Annotated in this window: 16 protein-coding genes and 1 pseudogene; 12 read left to right on the forward strand and 5 right to left on the reverse strand. The window is 73.3% G+C overall.

Features of this window, described 5'->3' with window-relative positions; genetic code table 11:
* Positions 1–27 precede the first annotated feature (27 nt).
* The gene (locus AB0B68_RS28175; RefSeq protein WP_357196970.1) at positions 28–783 is read right to left on the reverse strand and encodes an ABC transporter permease; all 756 of its coding nucleotides are present in this window, start codon (positions 781–783) and stop codon (positions 28–30) included.
* Positions 780–1,535 carry an ABC transporter ATP-binding protein gene (locus AB0B68_RS28180; RefSeq protein WP_357263867.1) on the reverse strand — a complete coding sequence of 252 codons (756 nt, stop codon included), beginning with the start codon at positions 1,533–1,535 and terminating at the stop codon, positions 780–782. The genes AB0B68_RS28175 and AB0B68_RS28180 overlap by 4 nt, the downstream gene beginning before the upstream one ends.
* A 594-nt stretch (positions 1,536–2,129) precedes the next feature.
* On the opposite strand from AB0B68_RS28180, the pseudogene AB0B68_RS28185 reads away from it, so the two are divergent.
* The 4 genes and pseudogenes from AB0B68_RS28185 to AB0B68_RS28200 form a co-directional block, all read left to right on the forward strand.
* Positions 2,130–2,414: pseudogene (locus tag AB0B68_RS28185) on the forward strand (phosphoribosyl-AMP cyclohydrolase); the annotation flags it as partial.
* A gap of 282 nt (positions 2,415–2,696) precedes the next feature.
* Positions 2,697–3,110 (forward strand): phosphoribosyl-AMP cyclohydrolase, encoded by a 414-nt coding sequence (gene hisI / locus AB0B68_RS28190; RefSeq protein ID WP_357197031.1) that lies wholly within the window; start codon positions 2,697–2,699, stop codon positions 3,108–3,110.
* Positions 3,107–4,660, forward strand: coding sequence for an anthranilate synthase component I (locus tag AB0B68_RS28195; protein WP_355007639.1), 1,554 nt, complete (start codon positions 3,107–3,109; stop codon positions 4,658–4,660). Before hisI ends, AB0B68_RS28195 begins: the two co-directional genes overlap by 4 nt.
* Positions 4,661–4,709: 49 nt before the next feature.
* A complete protein-coding gene (locus AB0B68_RS28200) occupies positions 4,710–5,300 on the forward strand; it encodes a Trp biosynthesis-associated membrane protein (protein ID WP_357196977.1) in 591 nt (196 codons plus the stop codon).
* 11 nt (positions 5,301–5,311) lie between these two features.
* Here the strand turns inward: AB0B68_RS28200 and AB0B68_RS28205 are convergent, their stop codons facing one another.
* Complete coding sequence (locus tag AB0B68_RS28205; protein WP_357196980.1) at positions 5,312–5,581, reverse strand: hypothetical protein; 270 nt, start codon at positions 5,579–5,581, stop codon at positions 5,312–5,314.
* Between the two features lie 487 nt (positions 5,582–6,068).
* Between AB0B68_RS28205 and trpC the strand changes: the two genes are divergently transcribed.
* Genes trpC through trpA form a run of 3 tightly spaced genes read left to right on the forward strand, consistent with a single transcriptional unit; the run spans position 6,069 to position 8,954 of the window.
* The gene (gene trpC / locus AB0B68_RS28210; protein WP_030334428.1) at positions 6,069–6,872 is read left to right on the forward strand and encodes an indole-3-glycerol phosphate synthase TrpC; all 804 of its coding nucleotides are present in this window, start codon (positions 6,069–6,071) and stop codon (positions 6,870–6,872) included.
* A 38-nt stretch (positions 6,873–6,910) separates the two neighbouring features.
* Positions 6,911–8,149, forward strand: a complete 1,239-nt coding sequence (gene trpB / locus AB0B68_RS28215; RefSeq protein ID WP_357263870.1) for a tryptophan synthase subunit beta — start codon at positions 6,911–6,913, stop codon at positions 8,147–8,149.
* A 1-nt stretch (position 8,150) separates the two neighbouring features.
* Positions 8,151–8,954, forward strand: a complete 804-nt coding sequence (gene trpA, locus AB0B68_RS28220; protein ID WP_091407799.1) for a tryptophan synthase subunit alpha — start codon at positions 8,151–8,153, stop codon at positions 8,952–8,954.
* 21 nt (positions 8,955–8,975) lie between these two features.
* Here the strand turns inward: trpA and AB0B68_RS28225 are convergent, their stop codons facing one another.
* The gene (locus AB0B68_RS28225; protein WP_357263873.1) at positions 8,976–9,524 is read right to left on the reverse strand and encodes an NUDIX hydrolase; all 549 of its coding nucleotides are present in this window, start codon (positions 9,522–9,524) and stop codon (positions 8,976–8,978) included.
* Positions 9,525–9,626: 102 nt separating this feature from the next.
* On the opposite strand from AB0B68_RS28225, the gene lgt reads away from it, so the two are divergent.
* Both lgt and AB0B68_RS28235 read left to right on the forward strand, forming a co-directional pair.
* The gene (gene lgt, locus AB0B68_RS28230) at positions 9,627–10,805 is read left to right on the forward strand and encodes a prolipoprotein diacylglyceryl transferase (protein ID WP_357196989.1); all 1,179 of its coding nucleotides are present in this window, start codon (positions 9,627–9,629) and stop codon (positions 10,803–10,805) included.
* A 9-nt stretch (positions 10,806–10,814) separates the two neighbouring features.
* Complete coding sequence (locus AB0B68_RS28235) at positions 10,815–12,002, forward strand: NAD(P)/FAD-dependent oxidoreductase (RefSeq protein ID WP_357263876.1); 1,188 nt, start codon at positions 10,815–10,817, stop codon at positions 12,000–12,002.
* Positions 12,003–12,038: 36 nt separating this feature from the next.
* On the opposite strand, the gene AB0B68_RS28240 is transcribed toward AB0B68_RS28235, so the two are convergent.
* The gene (locus tag AB0B68_RS28240) at positions 12,039–12,884 is read right to left on the reverse strand and encodes a GNAT family N-acetyltransferase (RefSeq protein ID WP_357263879.1); all 846 of its coding nucleotides are present in this window, start codon (positions 12,882–12,884) and stop codon (positions 12,039–12,041) included.
* A gap of 144 nt (positions 12,885–13,028) precedes the next feature.
* On the opposite strand from AB0B68_RS28240, the gene gltB reads away from it, so the two are divergent.
* From gltB to AB0B68_RS28255, 3 genes are all read left to right on the forward strand, one after another.
* Positions 13,029–17,732, forward strand: coding sequence for a glutamate synthase large subunit (gene gltB / locus AB0B68_RS28245; RefSeq protein ID WP_357196997.1), 4,704 nt, complete (start codon positions 13,029–13,031; stop codon positions 17,730–17,732).
* Entirely contained in the window at positions 17,725–19,260 is a 1,536-nt protein-coding gene (locus AB0B68_RS28250) for a glutamate synthase subunit beta (protein WP_357263882.1), read from the forward strand. Before gltB ends, AB0B68_RS28250 begins: the two co-directional genes overlap by 8 nt.
* Before the next feature lie 174 nt (positions 19,261–19,434).
* On the forward strand, positions 19,435–20,832 hold the full coding sequence (locus AB0B68_RS28255; protein ID WP_357197003.1) for an MFS transporter: 1,398 nt from the start codon (positions 19,435–19,437) through the stop codon (positions 20,830–20,832).
* Positions 20,833–20,848: the final 16 nt, after the last annotated feature.

The following is a 20,848-nucleotide window of genomic DNA, read 5'->3' on the forward strand; positions in this document are numbered from 1 at the left end:
CCGGCCGCCGCCCCCCGGCGCTGGCGGTCAGCCGCTGCGTCGGCGCAGGGTGGCCGCCGCGAGCACCAGCGCCAGCACCACCGCGCCGAGAACCACGGCGACGTCGCGCCACATCCGGCCGGTCGGTTCGGCGTGGGCGCCGACCTCCTGCAACGCCTCGATGGCGTACGACAGGGGGAAGGCGTCGCTGAGCGCCTGGAGCCAGCCGGCCATCTGGTCACGGGCCACGAACAGCCCGCAGAGCAGCAGTTGGGGGACCACCACGACTGGCAGGAACTGTACTGCTTGGAACTCGGTGCGCGCGAAGGCACTGCAGAGCAGCCCGAGGGCGACGCCGAGCACGGCGTCGAGCACGGCGATCCCGAGTACCAGCCCGATGCTGCCGGCGGTCTCCAGATCGAAGATCCAGTACGCCACCGCGGCGGCGACGGCGGCCTGCACGGCGGCGGCCAGCCCGAACGCGATGCCGTACCCGAAGAGCAGATCGAGCTTGCCCAGCGGCGTGGTGAGCAGCCGCTCCAGCGTGCCCGAGGTGCGTTCCCGCAACATGGCGATGCTGGTCACCAGAAACATGATCACGAAGGGGAAGATGCCGAGCATCACCAGCGCGATCCGGTCGAAGGTGGTGGGTTGGCCGGGCGGGGTCGGTTGGTCGGCGTACATGAAGTAGACCAGGGTGAGCAGGACGGCCGGCACCACCACGAGCAGCGCGATGGTCCGCCGGTCGTGCCGGAGCTGACGGAGGATGCGCCCGGTGGTGGCGGCGAGAATTCGCGCGTTCATGCTGTCTCCCGTGCGGCTGCCGCGTCGGTGCTGGTGGAGGCGGCCTCGCCCGCCCGGATAAGCCGCAGGAACGCCTCGTCGAGGTCGTCCACACCGGCGGCGGCGCGGATCGCGGCGGGACTGTCGTCGGCGATCAACCGCCCCTGGCGGATCAGCAGCAGTTGGTCGCAGCGTGCCGCCTCGTCCATCACGTGGCTGGACACCAGCAGGGTGGTGCCGGCGGCGGCCATCGCGTGGAACCGGGCCCACAGATCGGCCCGCAGCACCGGGTCCTGGCCGACGGTCGGCTCGTCGAGGATGACCAGCTCCGGCTCCCCGACCAGGGCACACGCCAGCGAGGCTCGGCTGCGTTGACCACCGGAGAGGGTGGCGACCAGTTGACCGGCGGCCTCGGCCAGCCCGACGTCGCTGATCGCCCGGTCGGCCTCGGCGCGCCCTCGCCCGTACAGGGCCGCGAAGTAGCGGGCGTTCTCCCGGACGGTCAGGTCGGCGTAGACGCTCGGTGCCTGGGTCAGGTAGCCCACCCGGTGCCGCAGCGCGGGGGTGCCCGCCGGTTGACCGAGCACGGTGACCGTCCCGCCACTGACCAGCTGCACCCCGACCACCGCCCGCATGAACGTGGTCTTGCCACTGCCACTGGGGCCGAGCAGCCCGGTGACCGCGCCGCGCGGGACCCGGCAGCTGATGCCGTCCAGCACCCGCCGCCCACCCCGGTCCACGACCAGGTCTCGGACGGCTATCGCATCGTCCATCACGCACCTCCACAGAAACTCATCACCTGTTGAACTCAACGCTAGATGAAATCCCGCGCCGGGCGCAACGCCCGCGCCGACGTCCGGCCCAACCGTCGCGCGGAGCGTGAGAACGGGCAGTAGGCTCCGGACCGGACAGGAAGTCCGCCAACGGGCATTGCGCGCCGATCGGACGTACGGCACGATGGCGCGGTGGGTCACGCTCCGTTACCGGATAGCGGTTTTCTTGAGGATTGGGCCGTGCGGTTGCGGCAGGCCGCTGAGCGGCCGGTGGTCGGCATCCTGTTGCGCGGCAGCCACGCCCGCCGCGCCGCCACCGCGCACAGCGACGTCGACCTCGACGTGTTGGTCGGCGGTGCCCCGTACGCGGCCCGCCGGGCCTACCTGGACGAGTCCGCAGGCCAGGTCACTCACGTATCGGTGGCCGCCCGGGACATCCGGTCCTGGGTGCACCGTCTGGGCGAACCGGCCGACTGGGCCTTCGGGCTGCCGGTCACCGCGCCGGCACGGCTGCTCTGGGCCGACCCGCACTGGCGGCCCCGGATCGACCTGCCGGTGCTCTGCCAGCCCGCCGAGCCGCCCCGACTGGAAGAGATGATCGCCACGCTGGGTAAGGCCGCCGCCGCCCGCGCGGCCAGCGACCGTCTCGGGGTCCGGCTCGCCGTCGCCGACCTGGCGCGGCTCTGCCCCTCGGTCCTGCGGCCGGCCAACCCGTCCGTGCGGGTCCACTCCCGCCGGGCGGCCTTCGCGGCGGCCCTGGAACTGCCGGTGGCGCCACCCGGCTACCGGACCGACATGGTGCTCTGCCTCGGGCTGCGCCCGGGCGCGACCGGGCAGCTCTGGGCCGCCGCCGTACGGCTGGTCGCCGGCACGCTGCCGTTGATCAGGCCGTACGCCGAGGAGATCGCCGACACGGCCGGCGCGGACCTGGCCGCCGCCCTGGTCGATGGCCGGCTGGACCGCTACGTCGCCCAGCTGGCCCGGCCAGCCGGGCCCTCGTCGCAGTCCGGACCCCTGTCGCAGTCCGGGCCCTCGTCGCAGCCTCAGCCCTCGTCGCAGCCCTGGCTCTCGGGGTCTTCGCCGCAGCCGGGGCGGGAGCGGTCGGCGGTGCCCGCGCCGCGTGCGGGAGAATTCGTGACTGTGCCCGTACCTGATCCGCCGGTGACCGGCGTTCCCAGCGATCCGAACGAGCTGGCCGCGCCCGCGACGGCGCGCCCGTCCCGGCTCGACCCGGCCATCGCGGCCCAGTTGCGCCGCACCGCCGACGGTCTGGTCGCCGCCGTGGTGCGCGCGCACGACTCCGGTGAGGTGCTGATGGTCGCCTGGATGGACGACGAGGCGTTGCACCGCACCCTCACCACCGGCCGGGCCACCTACTGGTCGCGCAGCCGCCGCGAATACTGGGTCAAGGGCGCCACCTCCGGGCACCACCAGTACGTGCGGTCGGTCGCCCTGGACTGCGACGGGGACGCGCTGCTGGTGAGCGTGGACCAGGTCGGCGCGGCCTGCCACACCGGCCACCGGACCTGCTTCTTCACCGAGCTGCCCGTCTCTACTCCGGAGGCACTGCCATGACCGACGGCACCGTCAGCCCCGACCTGGCCACCTTCACCGAGCTGGCCGCCGACTGGCGGGTGGTACCGGTCACCCGGCGGCTGCTGGCCGACGCGGAGACCCCGGTCGGGGTCTACCGGAAGTTGGCTGGTGGACCGGGCACGTTCCTGTTGGAATCGGCCGAGCAGGGTGTGGGCTCGGCCGGCATGGCCTGGTCGCGGTACTCGTTCATCGGCGTACGCAGCAGCGCCACCCTGATCGCGCGTGACGGCGTGGCGACCTGGCTCGGCCAGCCGCCGGCCGGGCTGAGCACCGAGGGTGACCCGGTGCGGATGCTGCGGGAGACGGTGGCGGCGCTGGCCGGCCCGGTCGGGGACCCGTCCGACGGTCTGCCGCCGCTGACCGGTGGCATGGTCGGCTACCTCGGCTACGACCTGATCCGGCGCTTCGAGCGGTTGCCCGAGCTGACCGAGGACGACCTGGGCGTCCCGGAGCTGGGCATGATGCTCGCCACCGACCTGGTGGTGCTCGACCACTACGACGGCTCAGCGATCCTGGTCGCCAACGCGGTGCTGCCGCCGTTGGACGCACCGGACCGCGCCTCGCAGGTCGCCGCCGCCTACCACCACGCGGTGGGCCGGTTGGATGCGATGACCACGGCGCTGTCCCGGCCCATCCCGCCGATGATCTCCACGGTCGAGCGACCGCCGGCCGGCGAGGTGCTCTGCCGTACGCCCGACGGCGGCTACCCGAAGGCGGTGGACGCGGCCAAGGAGGCGATCAGGGCCGGTGAGTGCTTCCAGATCGTGCTCTCCCAGCGCTTCGAGCGGACGACCCACGCCGACCCGCTGGACGTCTACCGGGTGCTGCGCACCAGCAACCCCAGCCCGTACATGTACCTGCTGCGCTTTGACGGGTTCGACATCGTCGGCTCGTCCCCGGAGGCGCACCTGAAGGTCACCGGGGCCGCGGACGGGCAACGGCGGGCGTTGTTGCACCCGATCGCCGGCACCCGGCCGCGGGGCGGCACCCCCGCGGCCGACGCCGCCCTCGCCGCCGAGCTGCTCGCCGACCCGAAGGAACGAGCCGAGCACGTGATGCTTGTCGACCTCGGCCGCAACGACCTGGGTCGGGTCTGTCAGCCCGGCAGCGTGGAGGTGCCCGAGTTCGCCACCATCGAGCGCTACAGCCACGTGATGCACATCGTCTCCACCGTCACGGGCACGCTGCGTGACGACCAGAGTGCCTTCGACGCGTTGGCCGCGACTTTCCCGGCCGGCACGCTCTCGGGGGCGCCCAAGGTGCGCGCCATGGAGATCATCGAGGAGTTGGAGCCGGTCCGTCGTGGCCTCTACGGCGGCACCGTCGGCTACTTCGGCTTCGGCGGCGACCTGGACATGGCGATCGCCATCCGGACCGCGCTCATCCGCGACGGCCGCGCCTACGTCCAGGCCGGGGCGGGGGTGGTCGCCGACTCGGACCCGGCCGCCGAGGACCAGGAGACGCGGAACAAGGCGGCGGCCGTGCTGGCCGCGATCGCAGCCGCCGAAACCCTCCGGCCGGCTCGGTGAGCGCGGCGGCGAAGTGGTGCCTGGCAGTCGCTGACGATGGGATGAGCTCGTGAGCGGCGGGGAGCGGTCCGTCGTGGGCCGGCGCGCGTTGACGTACGCCGTGCTGCTCTGCCTGGCCGGCGCGGGCCTGGCGCTGTGGGCCGCGACGCGCGGTTGGTCGGTCGAGCTGACGGTACGTCCGGCGCCGCTGCCGCCGGTGCGCGACACCCGCAGCGGTGCGAGCCTGCTGCCCTGGCTGCCGGCGTTGGCCCTGGTGACCCTGGCCGGGGGTGGCGCGGTGCTGGCCACCCGGGGCCGCCTGCGTCGGGTGCTCGGGGCGCTGCTCGGCGTACTCGGTCTGGCCGTGGCGGCCGGCGGCGGGTACGGGCTGGTGGCCGACGTGAGCGGCGTTGTGAGCCGGCAGTGGCCGGCGCTGTGCCTGCTCGGCGGTCTGTTGGCCGCCGGTGGAGGCTGGTGGACGGCGGTGCGTGGCGGTGACTGGCCGGCGATGGGCGCCCGGTACGAGCGTCCGGCGCGGAGCGCGCCGCAGGACGCGCCGGCGCAGAGCGACCCGACCGGGCCAGCGACGCCGTTGGCGGGGCGTCGGACCACCGAGGCGTGGGACGCGCTGGACCGGGGCGAGGACCCGACGGCCGACTGACGCGGAGGGCGTCAGCCGACCGGCTGGCGCTCCCACTGGGTGCGGCTACTGGCGGCGCGGGCGGCGGTCAGCTCTTCGACCAGGCGGTTGAGTTCGGCACGCTGGTCGGCGCGGGCCCGGTCGGCGCAGACCGCTTCCCAGGCGTTGCCCCGTGCTGTCCGCATCCGTCCCTCGCCCACCACGGCCCGTTCCACGGTGTGCACCACGCCGACGGCGAGCGATGCCACCGTCCGCGAGATCGTGGTCAGTCCGATGGTCGGGTGCGGCTCGGAAATGCTCATGATCACCTCGCGCGAGGAGTTGCGACGGTCGGGGCAGGCGCGCCATCGAGTCTGCCTGAGGACGATGCTCGCCCGTCGACGTTTCGCCGCGGTGACCGCCCGGTCAACTGTCTCGCCTCGGCCGTGACCAGGACCGTCCGGCAAACCTTGAGCTTGCTCACAACATCGACTGGCGTCGTTGCTGTCGCGCGCCGCGCGGTAACTGGTGGCATGATCGATGGATCGGCCGCGGTCTGACCGTGGCCGCCGGGCTCCATACCGCGTGACGGTGATCGATACCGGAGGTGGCGCTGCGTGACAACCCCTTCACGGCAAGTCGGCCATTATGCCGCAGCCCTTTTCGTGAGCAGCGCCATACCCCCGGCATTCGGCGTCGGTCGGCTGCCCCTAGCATCGGCCCATGACGCCCGGAGAGGGGAGTCCGTTCGTGACTGCTGAGCATGCGCACGCGGAGGGGGACGAGGCCGGCCAGGCAGCGTCCGTAAGCGTGCTCGACGAGATTCTGGCCGGCGTGCGTGAAGACGTCGCCCGACGCCAGGAGCAGGTTCCGCTGGAGCGGATCCGTGAACTGGCAGCGGCGGCGCCGCCGCCCATGGACGCGTACGCGGCGCTGCGCAAGCCCGGCGTGGCCGTGATCGCCGAGGTGAAGCGTTCGTCGCCGTCCAAGGGCCGGCTGGCCGAGATCGCCGATCCGGCCGACCTCGCCGTCGACTACGCGGCCGGTGGGGCGCGGGCGATCAGCGTGCTGACCGAGGGGCGCTGGTTCGGCGGTTCGCTGGACGACCTTGCGGCCGTCCGTGCGGCGGTCACCGTGCCGGTGCTGCGTAAGGACTTCGTGGTCTCCAGCTATCAGATCCACGAGGCCCGCGCGCACGGCGCCGACCTGGTTCTGCTGATCGTCGCCGCACTCGAGCAGAACGTCCTGATGGGCCTGCTGGAGCGGATCGAGTCGCTGGGCATGACCGCTCTGGTCGAGGTGCACGACGAGGAAGAGGCCGACCGCGCGTTGGAGGCCGGCGCGCAGGTGATCGGGGTCAACGCCCGTGACCTGCGTACCCTGGAGGTCGACCGGTCGGTGTTCGAGCGGATCGCGCCCGGCCTGCCCAGCAGCGTCGTCAAGATCGCCGAATCTGGCGTTCGTGGCCCGCACGACCTGATCCGGTACGCCTCCGCGGGCGCCGACGCGGTCCTCGTGGGCGAGGGCCTGGTCACCCAGAAGAGCCCCCGCGAGGCGGTCGCCGAGTTGGTCAACGCCGGCAACCACCCGGCAACGCCCCGGCCGGTGCGCTGACCCCGCGCCGGGCTGACGTCCCACCGAGAGGATTCCCGATGAGCGCCGACGCGCTGGCCCCGGTGGCCGGCCCGCAGCCCGACTCCGCCGGCCACTTCGGCCGCTTCGGCGGTCGGTTCGTTCCCGAGGCCCTGGTGGCCGCGTTGGACGAGCTCGACGGGGCGTGGCGTACGGCGATGGAGGACGAGTCCTTCCGGGCGGAGTTCGGCGCGCTGTTGCGCGACTACGCCGGCACGCCGTCGCTGCTCTACGAGGCCCGGCGGTTCTCCGCGAAGGTCGGCGCGCGGGTGTTGCTCAAGCGCGAGGACCTCAACCACACGGGTGCGCACAAGGTGCGCAACGTGCTCGGCCAGGCGCTGCTCACCAAGCGGATGGGCAAGACCCGGGTGATCGCGGAGACCGGCGCCGGCCAGCACGGTGTCGCCACCGCGACCGCCGCCGCCCTGTTCGACCTCGAGTGTGTGGTCTACATGGGCGAGGTCGACACCGAGCGGCAGGCGCTCAACGTGGCCCGGATGCGGATGCTCGGCGCGACGGTCGTCCCGGTCACCAACGGCTCGCGCACCCTCAAGGACGCGATGAACGAGGCGATGCGCGACTGGGTGGCGAACGTCGACGAGACGCACTACCTGATCGGCACCGCCGCGGGCCCGCACCCGTTCCCGGCGATGGTGCGCGACTTCGTCCGGGGCATCGGTGACGAGGCCCGTCAGCAGTGCCTGGACCTCACCGGCGGGTTGCCGGACGCCGTCACCGCCTGCGTCGGCGGCGGCTCCAACGCGTTGGGCATCTTCCACGCGTTCGTGGGCGACGAGGCCGTTCGGCTGTACGGCTTCGAAGCCGGTGGCGACGGGGTGGCCACCGGCCGGCATGCGGCGAGCATCACCGGCGGGTCGGCCGGGGTGCTGCACGGCACCCGCACCTTCGTGCTCCAGGACGCCGACGGGCAGACCCTGGAGTCGCACTCGATCTCCGCCGGCCTGGACTACCCGGGCGTCGGGCCGGAGCACGCGTGGCTGCACGACACCGGCCGGGCGAACTACCTGCCGGTCACCGACGACGAGGCGATGGCCGCGTTCGAGCTGCTCTGCCGTACCGAGGGCATCATCCCGGCGATCGAGAGCGCGCACGCGCTCGCCGGCACCGTCACGCTGGCTCCGAAGCTCGCCGCGGAGCTGGGCCGGGAGCCCACCATCGTGGTCAACCTCTCCGGGCGGGGCGACAAGGACGTGCACACCGCCGGCGACTACTTCGGCATCCTCGACAAGGAGCGGTGAGATGAGCCGGATCGGGGTGGCCTTCGACAAGGCCCGCGCCGACGGACGGGCACTGCTGGTCGGCTGCATGCCGGCCGGTTTCCCCACCGTCGAGGGCAGCATCGCCGCGATGACCGCCATGGTCGAGGCCGGGGTCGACGTGATCGAGGTGGAGATCCCCTACTCGGACCCGGTGATGGACGGGCCGGTGATCCAGCGGGCCAGCGACATCGCGCTGGCCGGTGGCGTACGCACCGCGGACACGATGCGCATCATCGAGGCGGTGGCGGCCACCGGCGCCCCAGTGGTCACCATGACCTACTGGAATCCGGTCGAGCGGTACGGCGTGGACGTCTTCGCCCGTGACCTGGCCTCCGCCGGCGGCACCGGTCTGATCACCCCGGACCTCATCCCTGACGAGGCCGACGAGTGGCTGGCCGCCTCGGACGCGCACGGGCTGGACCGCACGTTCCTGGTCTCGCCGTCGTCCACCGACGCTCGGCTGGCGATGACGGTGCAGCACTGCCGCGGCTTCGTCTACGCGACCGCCGTGATGGGTGTGACCGGCGCCCGGGCGCGTACCTCCGACGCCGCCCCGACGCTGGTCTCCCGGGCCCGCGCGGTCACCGACCTGCCGATCGGCGTCGGCCTGGGTGTGGGTACCGGCGCGCAGGCCGGCACCGTCGCTGGTTACGCCGATGGGGTGATCGTGGGCAGCGCGCTGGTCCGGTGTGTGCTTGACGCGCCCACCGAGGCCGACGGGCTGGCCGCCCTTCGCACGCTCAGCGCCGAACTCGCCGAGGGCGTTCGTAACCCCACCCGCTGAGCCTGCGTCGCCCAGCCCGGCTCAACCCGGCCCGGCGCACCGCGTGTCCTGGTCGGCCGTCGGCCGGCCGTCCTCGGCTGGGCGGGCCGTCGGCAGCGACGCGGTGGTGACGGTGCCGGGCGCACAGTCGATGTCGCGGAGTACGCCGAAGCGGCCGTCGGTCACGTCGGTGACGGCGGCTCGGGTGAGCGGGGTGACCACCGCGGGCAGCGCGTCGGGGGAGTGCCAGGACAGTCGGCAGCCCGGCGGTGGGTCGGTGGCGGGTTGGACCCCGGCGGCGCGGGCCCGGAACACGTGCACGAGGACGTCCGGCAGCGGGCCGGCGCGTCCGGCGGCGGCCTCCCCCGAAGGGCGGCTCACCTGGTAGATGCCGACCAGGCCGGTCAGCTCGATGTCCCAGCCGGTCTCCGCGCGAATGTCCCGTAGCGCCGCCCGCACCGGGCTCTCGGCCGGGCGCAGCCGCCCACCGGGCAACGCGTGGCGGCGGTCCCCCCGACCCTGCTGGCAGAGCAGCACCCGACCGGTGTCGTCGGTGACGACCGCGGCGACCGCCCAGGTGAGCGCGCTCATGGACAAAGAGCCTACGGCGGCGCAAACCAGAAGTCACCGGGATGCGCCCTCCGGCGGCCCGGGGTGCCGCTGCGGGGGTGTGCAGCGGTAGCGTGTGCACCCGTGACCCTCGCCTCGCTCTCCCCCCAGGCGGCCCTGCCCAGCCCCAGCACCGCGGTCTGGCAGCTCGGGCCGGTGCCGATCCGGGCCTACGCGCTCTGCATCATCGCCGGCATCGTGCTGGCCTGCTGGGTGACGGAGCGCCGGCTGCGGCAGCGCGGCGTCGCGCCCGGCGCGGTGCTCGACATCGCCGTCTGGGCGGTGCCCGCCGGCATCATCGGCGCCCGGATCTACCACGTGATCACCTCACCCGAGAAATATTTCGGGGCCGGTGGTGATCCGATGAAGGCGTTCGCCATCTGGGAGGGCGGTCTCGGCATCTGGGGCGCGGTCGCCGGTGGCGCGGTCGGTGCCTGGATCGCGGCCCGACAGCTCGGCATTCCGTTCGGCGTGGTGGCTGACGCGTTGGCCCCCGGGCTGCCGCTGGCCCAGGCCGTCGGCCGGCTCGGCAACTGGTTCAACAACGAGCTCTTCGGTGGCCGGACGACAGTGCCGTGGGGTCTGGAGATCCACCGGATGGACCCGGACAACCCCGGGCACGCCCTCCGCGACGACGCCGGACAGCCGATCCTCGAACCGGGCCTCTACCAGCCCACTTTTCTCTACGAGTTGCTGTGGAACATCGGCGTCGCCGCTCTGGTCCTCGTCCTCGACCGCCGGTTCAAGCTGGGCCGGGGCCGGGCGTTCGCGCTCTACGTGATGGGTTACACCGTCGGCCGGTTCTGGATCGAGCTGATGCGCACCGACGAGGCCAACCAGATCTTCGGCGTCCGGCTCAACGTCTGGACCGCCGCACTGGTCTTCCTCGGCGCCCTGATCTACTTCGTACGGGTGCGTGGCCCTCGGGACTACCTGATCCCACTCGGCCCGGCGGGGACGACGACCCCGCCCCCCACGTCCGACCTGTCCCAGGTCGACCTCTCCGAGCGGGAGACCCCCGCGCGGGCCGCCGCGCCGGAGGGCTACCGGGTGGTGAGCGAGGAGCAGTACGCGGCCTGGCAGGACACCGGCGTCGTACCGCCGGCGGACGACGACTCCGGGCCGGATGACGGCGAGCCGTCCGGCGACGCGGCCGCCGACGACCTCGCGCCGAGCGACGACGAGCCGGCGGACGCTCCGTCCGCCGTTCGCACCGACCGGGCCGACGCCACTGGCGCGCGTCCCGCCGACCGGGACAGCTGAGCGACACCGATGCGAAGCGCGGTGGTGGTCGGCGCAGGGGTCGGTGGCCTCGCGGTGGCCGGCGCGCTGGCGCGTTCCGGCTGGCAGGTCACCCTGTTGGAACGCGCCGAACGGGTCCGCCCCGAGCCCACCGCTGTGGTGCTCTGGCCCAACGGTGTCCGCGCGCTCCAGGCCCTCGGCCTCGGTGCCGGCCTGGCCGCCATCGCCACCCCGTTGCCCGACGGCGGGGTTCGTCGCCCGGACGGGCACTGGCTCGTGCAGCCCCGGCCCGTTCCGGCCGACCGGATGCCGGTGGTGGTTCACCGGGAGGATCTGCACGACGCGCTGATCGCCGGCCTCGGCGAGCGGGTCGAGTTGCGGACCGGAGAGACGGTGCGCCACGTCCGCGTCGAGCCGGGCGAGCGGCCGGGCGTCAGCGACGGGCGGCACACCATCGAGGCCGATCTGGTGGTGGCCGCCGACGGCACCGACAGCGGCATCCGCCGCCAACTCGCGCCCGAGTCCCGGGTGGTCAGCTCCGGATGCGCTGCCTGGCGGGCCGTCATCCCCTGGTACCAGGCACCTCGGCTCCCCGACGATCAGCCGTTGGCCGGCGAGATCCTCGGCGCGGGTTACCGGTTCGTGGCCGCGTCGCTGGGCGAGCGGGGCTCCTCGGGCGGGTCCACCCGGGGCGGCATCTACTGGGTGGCCACCGCCGCCGGCGCGCCCCGCCCGGAACCACCGGAGACCCAGCTCGCCCTGCTGCGCCGCTGGTACGCGGGCTGGCCCGCGCCGGTCGGCGCGCTTCTCGACGCCACCAACCCGGCCGACCTGGTCCAACAGGAGGTTCGCGAGCTGCGCCCGCTGCCCCGGGCGTACGGCTTTCCGGTCGGGCCCGGTGGGGTGGTGCTGCTCGGCGACGCGGCGCACGCTATGCCGCCGCACCTCGGGCAGGGCGCCTGCCTGGCGTTCGAGGACGCCGCGACGCTCGCGTCGCTGCTGCGGGAGGCTCGGCTGCCCGACGCCGTCCAGACGTACGACCGGGTGCGCCGCCCCCGGGCCGCGACGGTGGTCCGGCAGACCCGGCGGATGTCGGCGGTGCTCCAGACCCGGGGCCGGTTGGCGCTGCGCGCCCGGGACGCCGCACTGGGCACGATCAACTCCCGACTGCTCTCCAGCGCCGCCGCCTCCGCCGCCCAGTGGCGCCCACCGACCTGACCTCGGCCGCGACGCAGGTCGGTGGAGCGGGGCAGCTCAGGGGATGAGGGCGGCGGGTTCCGCGATGCAGGCGGTGCCGATTCGGCGGAAGCCGACCCGCAGGTAGACCCGCGCGATCTCCTCGCTGCCCGCGGAGAGAAAGACCAGCTCGGTGCCGGCGGCGAGGAGTTCCCGGGCCAGGGTGGCGGTGAGCGCGGCGCCCAGCCCGCGTCGTCGGGCGGACGGCAGGGTGGCCACCCCGGCGACCTCCGCGACGGCGTCCACCCGCATCGCCATGCCGCTGGCCAGCGCGCCCTCGGTCGGCGTGCCGGCCAGAGCGGAGATCCGTCGCCCGTCGGCGATCCGGACGCGCTCCTCCTCGAGCGCGGCCAGTTCGAGTTCGGTGACGGCGGCGTCGCGTTCGGCCGGACCCGCCTCGCCGGGCGCGGTGCCGGCGGCGGCGAACGCCACCGCTGCCACCGCACGCCGTGCGGCGACATCGGCGGCGAAACCGGGGGAGTCAGCGGCCAGCACCCGCACCGCCGCGTCGGAGAGCGTCGCCGGGTCGGGCAGCGCGCTCGGGTCGAGCACCATCAGCGGCGCCTCCAGCACGCTGAGCCCCGCCGAGCGGGCCACCGCCAGCAGCTCCGGGGTCGTCTCGTGCACCCACTCGAAGGCCTCCGGCAGGCCCAGCTTCCGCTGGCGCTCGCGGACCGAGACCACGTCGGCCAGCGACGGCGGCTCGGTGGCGTCGATCCGGGGGCGGGCATAGAACGGCCAGCCGGCGCCTTCGCGGACGAACAGCACCAACCCGCCATGCTCCTCCGCAGCGGCGACGTCGCGGGGCACCGCGTCGTAGAAGCGTTCCAACCGGTCGAAGACGTGCCTGTGTAGCGGATCCACCGCGCGAGACTACACGTCCCAGCCTGTGGACGGTGTGATCAATCTCGGGTGGCCGTGCGACCCCGGCCCTAACGTAGACTCAATAGACCCACGGGCCGACGTCGTCCCCACCATGATCCAACCTGAGTGACGACAGGAGGCCCGGTGGCTCAGCCGTACGCGGACACAGAACAGCCGCACCCCCACAGCCCGCAGGCGTCCCCGACGCCCCACCCCCGTCCGTCCGCCCAGGGTCTCTACGACCCAGCGCAGGAGCACGACGCCTGCGGCGTGGCCTTCGTGGCGGACCTGCACGGCCGGCGTTCACACTCGGTCGTCGCCAACGGGCTCGGCGCGCTCTGTCGGCTGGACCACCGGGGCGCCCGAGGCGCGGAGCCGAACACCGGCGACGGCGCCGGCATCATGATCCAGGTGCCCGACGCGTTCCTGCGCGCGGTGGCCGACGTCGCGCTTCCCCCAGCGGGCGAGTACGCCACCGGGCTCGTCTTCCTTCCCGACGACGATGCCGCCGAGGCGCGTGCCCGCCGGGTCGTCGAGAAGTACGCACTGGTCGAGGGCGCCGATCTGCTCGGTTGGCGGGACGTGCCGATCGACCCGAGTGACCTGGGTGAGACCGCCCTGGCGGCGATGCCCCGGGTCCGGCAGCTCTTCCTGGCGGCGCACCGCCTCACCGACACACCCGACGGGCCGGCCGGCTCCCCGCTGCGCGGCCTTGAGCTGGACCGGGTGGCGTTCTGTCTGCGTAAGCAGGCCGAGCGGGAGACCGCCGAGCGTGGCGTTCCGGCGTACTTCCCGTCGTTGTCCAGCCGCACCATGGTCTACAAGGGCATGCTCACGCCCGACCAGTTGCCGGCGTTCTACCCGGACCTGCGCGACGAGCGGGTGGACAGCGCCATCGCGCTGGTGCACTCCCGCTTCTCCACGAACACCTTCCCGTCCTGGCCGCTGGCGCACCCGTACCGGTTCATCGCCCACAACGGCGAGATCAACACGATCCGGGGCAACCGCAACTGGATGCAGGCCCGCGAGGCGCTCCTACGCTCGCCGAACGTGCCCGGCAACATCCGACGGGTCTTCCCGGTCTGCACCCCTGCGGCGTCCGACTCGGCGAACTTCGACGAGGTCCTGGAGTTGCTGCACCTGGCCGGGCGGAGCCTGCCGCACGCGGTGCTCATGATGATCCCCGAGGCGTGGGAGAACGACCCGGGGATGGACCCGGCCAAGCGCGCCTTCTACCGCTTCCACGCCAGCCTCATGGAGCCGTGGGACGGCCCGGCGTCGGTGGCCTTCACCGACGGCGAGATCGTCGGCGCGGTGCTGGACCGTAACGGGCTGCGTCCGGGGCGCTGGTGGCAGACCGACGACGGGCTCGTGGTGCTCGGCTCCGAGGCGGGCGTGCTCGACCTCGACCCGGCCCACGTGGTCGCCAAGGGGCGACTCCAGCCGGGCCGGATGTTCCTGGTCGACACGGTGGCCGGGCGGATCGTGCACGACGAGGAGATCAAGTCCGAGTTGGCCGCCGCCCAGCCGTACGCCGAGTGGCTGCACGCCGGGCTGATCGAGCTGAACGACCTGCCGGCGCGCGAGCACACCGTCTACACGCACGACTCGGTGCGCCGCCGGCAGCAGACCTTCGGCTACACGCAGGAGGAGCTGAAGATCCTGCTCGGGCCGATGGCCCGCACCGGCGCCGAGCCGCTCGGCTCGATGGGTACGGACACCCCGATCGCGCCGCTGTCCACCCGACCGCGGCTGCTCTACGACTACTTCCACCAGCTCTTCGCCCAGGTCACCAACCCGCCGTTGGACGCCATCCGCGAGGAGTTGGTGACCAGCCTGGCGTCGACGATCGGGCCGGAGGGCAACCTGCTCGACCCGGGTGCCGCGAGCTGCCGTCAGATCGTGCTCCCGCATCCGATCCTCGACAACGACGAGCTGGCGAAGATCCTCTCCATCGACGAGGACGGCGACCTGCCCGGCTTCAAGGCGGTCCGGGTCTCCGGGCTGTACCGGATCCGGGAGGGCGCCGCCGGGATCAAGGCGCGGCTGACCGAGATCTGCCGGCACGTCTCCGAGGCGATCGAGGACGGGGTGCGCATCCTGGTGCTCTCCGACCGGGACTCCAACGCCGACCTGGCGCCGATCCCGTCGCTGCTGCTCACCGCCGCCGTGCACCAGCACCTGGTCCGCGAGCAGACCCGTACGCGGGCGGCGCTGATCGTCGAGTCCGGGGACTGCCGGGAGGTGCACCACGCGGCGGTGCTGATCGGCTACGGCGCGGCGGCGGTCAACCCGTACCTGGCGTTCGAGTCGGTCGAGGACATGATCGCCACCGGCACGTTGGCCGGGGTGGAGCCCGCCGCCGCGGTGCGCAACTACGCGAAGGCGCTCGGCAAGGGCGTCCTGAAGATCATGTCCAAGATGGGCATCTCGACGGTCTCCTCGTACTGCGGTGCGCAGGTCTTCGAGGCGGTCGGCCTGGACAGCCGGCTGGTCGAGCGTTACTTCCGGGGCACTCCCAGCCGCATCGGCGGGGTGGGTCTCGCGGGCGTGCACACCGAGGTGGCCGCCCGGCACGCGCTGGCCTGGCCGCCGGCCGGCACCGCCACCTCCGACCGGTTGGAGGTCGGCGGCGAGTACCAGTGGCGCCGCGAGGGTGAGTTGCACCTGTTCAACCCGGAGACGGTGTTCCTGCTGCAACACGCCACCCGCAGCCGGCAGTACGACGTCTTCCGGCAGTACACCGCCAAGGTCGACGCGCTCGCCGCGCAGGCCGGCTCGCTGCGCGGGTTGTTCACACTGCGCACCGGCGTCCGTCCGGCGGTGCCGATCGAGGAGGTCGAGCCGGCCACCGAGATCGTCAAGCGGTTCGCCACCGGCGCCATGTCGTACGGGTCGATCTCGGCGGAGGCGCACGAGACGCTCGCCATCGCCATGAACCGGCTCGGCGGCAAGTCCAACACCGGTGAGGGCGGCGAGGACGTCGAGCGGCTGCACGACCCGGCCCGCCGTTCGGCGGTCAAGCAGATCGCCAGCGGCCGCTTCGGTGTGACCAGCGAGTACCTGGTCAACGCGGACGACCTCCAGATCAAGATGGCCCAGGGCGCCAAGCCGGGCGAGGGCGGTCAGCTGCCCGGTAACAAGGTCTGGCCGTGGATCGCCCGGACCCGGCACGCCACCCCCGGCGTGGGTCTGATCTCCCCGCCGCCGCACCACGACATCTACTCCATCGAGGACCTCGCCCAGTTGGTGCACGACCTGAAGTGCGTCAACCCGGCGGCCCGGGTGCACGTCAAGCTGGTCAGCGAGGTCGGCGTCGGCACCGTCGCCGCCGGGGTGGCGAAGCTCAAGGCGGACGTCATCCTGATCTCCGGCCACGACGGCGGCACGGGCGCCTCCCCGATGAACTCGCTCAAGCATGCCGGCACCCCGTGGGAGCTGGGGCTGGCCGAGGCGCAGCAGACGCTGTTGCTCAACAAGCTGCGCGACCGGGTCACGGTGCAGGTCGACGGCCAGCTCAAGACCGGCCGGGACGTCCTGGTCGCGGCGCTGCTCGGCGCGGAGGAGTTCGGCTTCGCGACCGCGCCGCTGATCGTCGAGGGTTGCGTGATGATGCGGGTCTGCCACCTGGACACCTGCCCGGTCGGCATCGCCACGCAGAATCCGGTGCTGCGGGAGCGTTTCACCGGCAAGCCGGAGTTCGTGGAGAACTTCTTCCTCTTCCTCGCCGAGGAGGTCCGGGGTTACCTGGCCGAGCTGGGTTTCCGGTCGATCGAGGAAGCGATCGGGCAGTCCGAGCTGCTGGACGTGGCCCCGGCTCTGACGCACTGGAAGGCGCACGGGTTGGACCTGGCGCCCGTCCTGCACCTGCCGGAGCTGCCCGCCGACGCGGCCCGACGCGGGGTCCGCGCGCAGGATCACGGCCTGGAGCAGGCGCTCGACAACGAGCTGATCGCGTTGGCGCGTCCGGCTCTGACGGACGGGGCGCCGGTGCGGGTCGAGGTGGCGGTGCGCAACGAGCACCGCAGCGTCGGCGCGATGCTCGGTGGCGAGGTGACCCGTCGTTTCGGTGGCGCCGGCCTTCCCGAGGACACCGTCGAGTTCGTGCTGCACGGCACGGCTGGGCAGTCGTTCGGCGCGTTCCTGCCGCGCGGCGTGACCCTGCGCCTGCACGGCGACGCCAACGACTACGTGGGCAAGGGCCTCTCCGGGGGTCGGCTCATCGTCCGTCCGGACGCCGCCGCGCCGTTCCTCGACCCGGACGCCGAGCCGGGGCAGCGGGCCGAGGATCAGATCATCGCCGGCAACACCATCCTGTACGGGGCCACGGCGGGCGAGGTCTTCCTGCGCGGCCGGGTGGGGGAGCGGTTCGCGGTACGCAACTCCGGCGCGGTCGCCGTGGTCGAGGGTGTTGGTGACCACGGCTGCGAGTACATGACCGGCGGCACCGTGGTGGTGCTGGGCGCTACCGGCCGGAATTTCGCGGCGGGTATGTCCGGCGGCACGGCGTTCGTGCACCGCCTGGATCGGGCCCGGGTCAACGCGGAGCTGGTCGACCTGCTGCCGGTGGGCGAGCAGGAGCAGTCGCTCCTGCACGAGCTGGTCCAACGGCATGTGGCCGAGACCGGGTCGGCGGTCGCCGAGGAGCTGCTCAAGCGGTGGCCGGAGGCGGTGGCCGAGTTCACCGCTGTGGTACCCCGCGACTACCGCCGGGTGCTGGAGATCATGCGTGCCGCCGAAGCAGCCGGCCGCGACGTCGACGACGCGGTGATGGGCGCGCTGAGCGCGCCGGCCGCGCCGGTGCCGCCCGCCCCGCGGGTGGCTGCCCAGGAGGTGGCACGTGCCTGACCCGAACGGTTTCCTGCGCTACGACCGGCGGCTGCCGGCCCGCCGCCCGGTGCCGGTGCGGATCAGCGACTGGCGGGAGGTGTACCCGCCGGCCGGCGAGGAGTTGGTCCGTGAGCAGGCCACCCGATGCATGGACTGCGGCATCCCGTTCTGCCACGACGGCTGTCCGCTGGGCAATCGCATCCCGGACTGGAACGACCTGGTGCGTACCGGCAACTGGGACGCCGCGGTGGAGTCGCTGCACGCCACCAACAACTTCCCGGAATTCACCGGCCGGCTCTGCCCCGCGCCCTGCGAGGCGGCCTGCGTGCTCGGCATCTCCGGCGGTCAACCGGTGACCATCAAGCAGGTCGAGGTGGAGATCGCCGACGCCGCCGCGGCGCGCGGGTTCACCCCCCGCCCGGTGCCGGCGCCGTCGGGCCGGTCGGTCGCCGTCGTCGGCTCCGGGCCCGCCGGGCTCGCCGCCGCCCAGCAGCTGGCCCGCGCCGGTCACGCGGTGACGGTGTACGAACGCGACGACGCGATCGGTGGCCTGCTCCGGTACGGCATTCCCGACTTCAAGTTGGAGAAGCGGCACATCGATGCCCGGTTGGCCCAGCTCACCGCCGAGGGGGTGCGTTTCCGCACCGGCGTGAACGTCGGCGTGGACGTCACCGCCGAGCAGTTGCGCGCCGAGCACGACGCGGTGCTGCTGGCCTGTGGGGCGTTGCAGGGCCGGGACACCCCGGAGACCCCGGGGCGGGCGCTTCGGGGCGTACACCAGGCGATGGCGCACCTGGTCGCGGCGAATCGCGCGGTCGCCACGGCGGCGACCGACCAGGCCGGCGTGGTGGCCACCGCCGAGCGTCGGCTGGCGCCCGCGGTGTTGCCCGACGGCACGCCGATCGACGCGGCCGGCAAGCACGTGGTGATCATCGGCGGAGGTGACACGGCGGCCGACTGTCTCGGCGTCGCGCACCGCCAGGGCGCCGCGGGCGTGCACCAGCTCGACCTGTACCCGCAGCCGCCGCAGGAGCGCGACGAGGCACGGGATCCGTGGCCGACCTGGCCGTGGGTGCTGCGTAGCTACCCGGCGCACGAGGAGGGTGGCGAGCGGGTCTTCGCCGTGGCGGTGCAGGAGTTCGTGGACGACGGCACCGGCCAGGTGCGGGCGGTGCGGATCGCCGAGGTGACAGTGGAGAAGCGCGACGGCCGGCGGGTCGTCACTGTGGTGCCGGGCTCCGAGCGGGAGTTGCCGGCCGATCTGGTGCTGTTGGCGATCGGTTTCGAGGGCACCGAGCAGCAGCCGCTGCTGGCCCAGTTCGGCGTGGCCCGCAACCCGCGGGGCGCCATCGACGCCCGCGACGACTGGCAGACCGACGCCGACGGGGTGTTCGTGGCTGGTGACATGCACCGGGGCGCTTCGCTGATCGTCTGGGCCATCGCCGAGGGGCGGGCGGTCGCCGCGGCCATCCACAGCTATCTGGGCGGTGTCGGTGCCTTGCCGGCCCCGGTGGGCCCGGCCGCGCAGGCTCTCGCCGCTCGCTGAGGTGCGGGCGTCCGGTCGGTGCGGCAGGTCCGCCGCCGCATCGGCCGGGCATTCCCGCTGGTGAAGCCGCTCACACATGTGGGCAAAAAGGTTTAAGCCGGCAAGACTTGCCGGCTGCCGAACCGCGCCGCGATCGGTGTGAATGATCATGCTGCCGATCGCTGGAGGTTCGTCGTGGCCAGAGGTGCCACCTTCGCCGCGTTGCGCCACCGCAACTACCGGATCTGGGCGCTCGCCGGCTTCGTCTCCGTCATCGGCACCTGGATGCAGGTCCTCGGGGTCAACTGGTACGTCCTGAAGGAGACCGGCTCCGCGACGTCAATGGGCTTCGCCGTGCTGCTCCAGGCGGCGCCCACGCTGCTGCTCAGCGTCTGGGGTGGTGTGCTGGCCGACCGGCTGCCCGCCCGCCCGTTGCTGATCGCCGCCCAGTGCGCCCACGCGGTGCTCGCCGCCGGACTGGCGGCGGTCGCCCTGACCGGGGTCGGCGGTCTGCCGCTGATCTTCGCGATCTCGCTGGCCACCGGTGCCGTCTCGGCGATCGAAGGCCCGGTGATGGGGCGCTGGGCCGCCAGCCTCGTCGACCGGGAGACGCTGGGCAACGCGCTGGCGCTCGGCTCGCTCAGCAACTCCGCCGGCCGCATCCTCGGCATGAGCCTCGGCGCCGTGGTGGTGGCCGCCGTCGGACCCGCCCTGCTGTTCGGCATCAACGCGGTCAGCTTCGCCGCCGTGGTGGTGGCGCTGTTCGCCGTACGCCCGGCGGGCGTGCCCGGGCTCCCGGTCCCGGAGGTCGCCCGGACGCGGGGCGGTGCCCGCGCCGGGTTCGCCTACCTGCGCGGGCAGCCGGTGCTGCTCCTCGCGCTCGCCCTGTCGTTCGTGCTCGGCAGCCTGGGCCGCAACTACCAGGTGACCATGGCCGCGATGAGCGACGGGCCGCTGGACGCCGGTGCCTCCGGGTACGGCCTGCTGTCGACGGTGTTCGCGGTCGGCACCGTGGTGGGCGCGCTCGTCGCGGCCCGGCGGCGTTCCCTGGGTTACCGGACGCTCGTCGTCGCGGGCCTGTTCGCCAGCGGGTTGCAGATCGTCGCCGGCCTCGCGCCCGGCACCTGGAGCTTCGCCGCGGTGATCCTGCCGATCGCCGCCGCCGCGGTGGTCATCGACACCACCGTCGGTACCCGCGCCCAGCTCGACACCGACGGCGCGATGCGGGGCCGGGTGCTCGCCGCCCTGGCGGTCACCGGCTCGGTCTCCGCCGCGGTCGGCGCCCCGCTGCTCGGCTGGCTCGCCGAACATGCCGGGCCCCGGCAGACGCTCGTCCTCGCCGGAGCCGCAGCGGCGATCGCCACGACGGCGGCTGGCGTCGCCCTCGATCGGCAGCGCGGCCGTGCGGCGACCCTCGCGCTCGTCGTTCCGCGACCCCGCCATCCGGTACGACGAGCGGCGTTCCGGGCCGCCCGCATCGTGCGGCCCACCGGTGCGGTCTGCGTCATCGTGCCCGCCGAGGCCGGTGCGGTGCGGTCGGGCGGGGTCCGGCTCCGGGAGTTGGCCACCGCCGGGCCGGTGGCGAACCGCTGAGACAGCGGTCACCCTC

This window comes from Micromonospora sp. NPDC049049, assembly GCF_040649115.1.
Lineage (GTDB): Bacteria > Actinomycetota > Actinomycetes > Mycobacteriales > Micromonosporaceae > Micromonospora.

Coding starts and splice junctions, on each gene's coding strand:
- AB0B68_RS28175 (WP_357196970.1), bottom strand. CDS start 783: ATGAACGCGCGAATTCTCGCCGCCACCACCGGGCGCATCCTCCGTCAG.
- AB0B68_RS28180 (WP_357263867.1), bottom strand. CDS start 1,535: ATGGACGATGCGATAGCCGTCCGAGACCTGGTCGTGGACCGGGGTGGG.
- AB0B68_RS28195 (WP_355007639.1), top strand. CDS start 3,107: ATGACCGACGGCACCGTCAGCCCCGACCTGGCCACCTTCACCGAGCTG.
- AB0B68_RS28205 (WP_357196980.1), bottom strand. CDS start 5,581: ATGAGCATTTCCGAGCCGCACCCGACCATCGGACTGACCACGATCTCG.
- trpB (WP_357263870.1), top strand. CDS start 6,911: ATGAGCGCCGACGCGCTGGCCCCGGTGGCCGGCCCGCAGCCCGACTCC.
- trpA (WP_091407799.1), top strand. CDS start 8,151: ATGAGCCGGATCGGGGTGGCCTTCGACAAGGCCCGCGCCGACGGACGG.
- AB0B68_RS28225 (WP_357263873.1), bottom strand. CDS start 9,524: ATGAGCGCGCTCACCTGGGCGGTCGCCGCGGTCGTCACCGACGACACC.
- AB0B68_RS28235 (WP_357263876.1), top strand. CDS start 10,815: ATGCGAAGCGCGGTGGTGGTCGGCGCAGGGGTCGGTGGCCTCGCGGTG.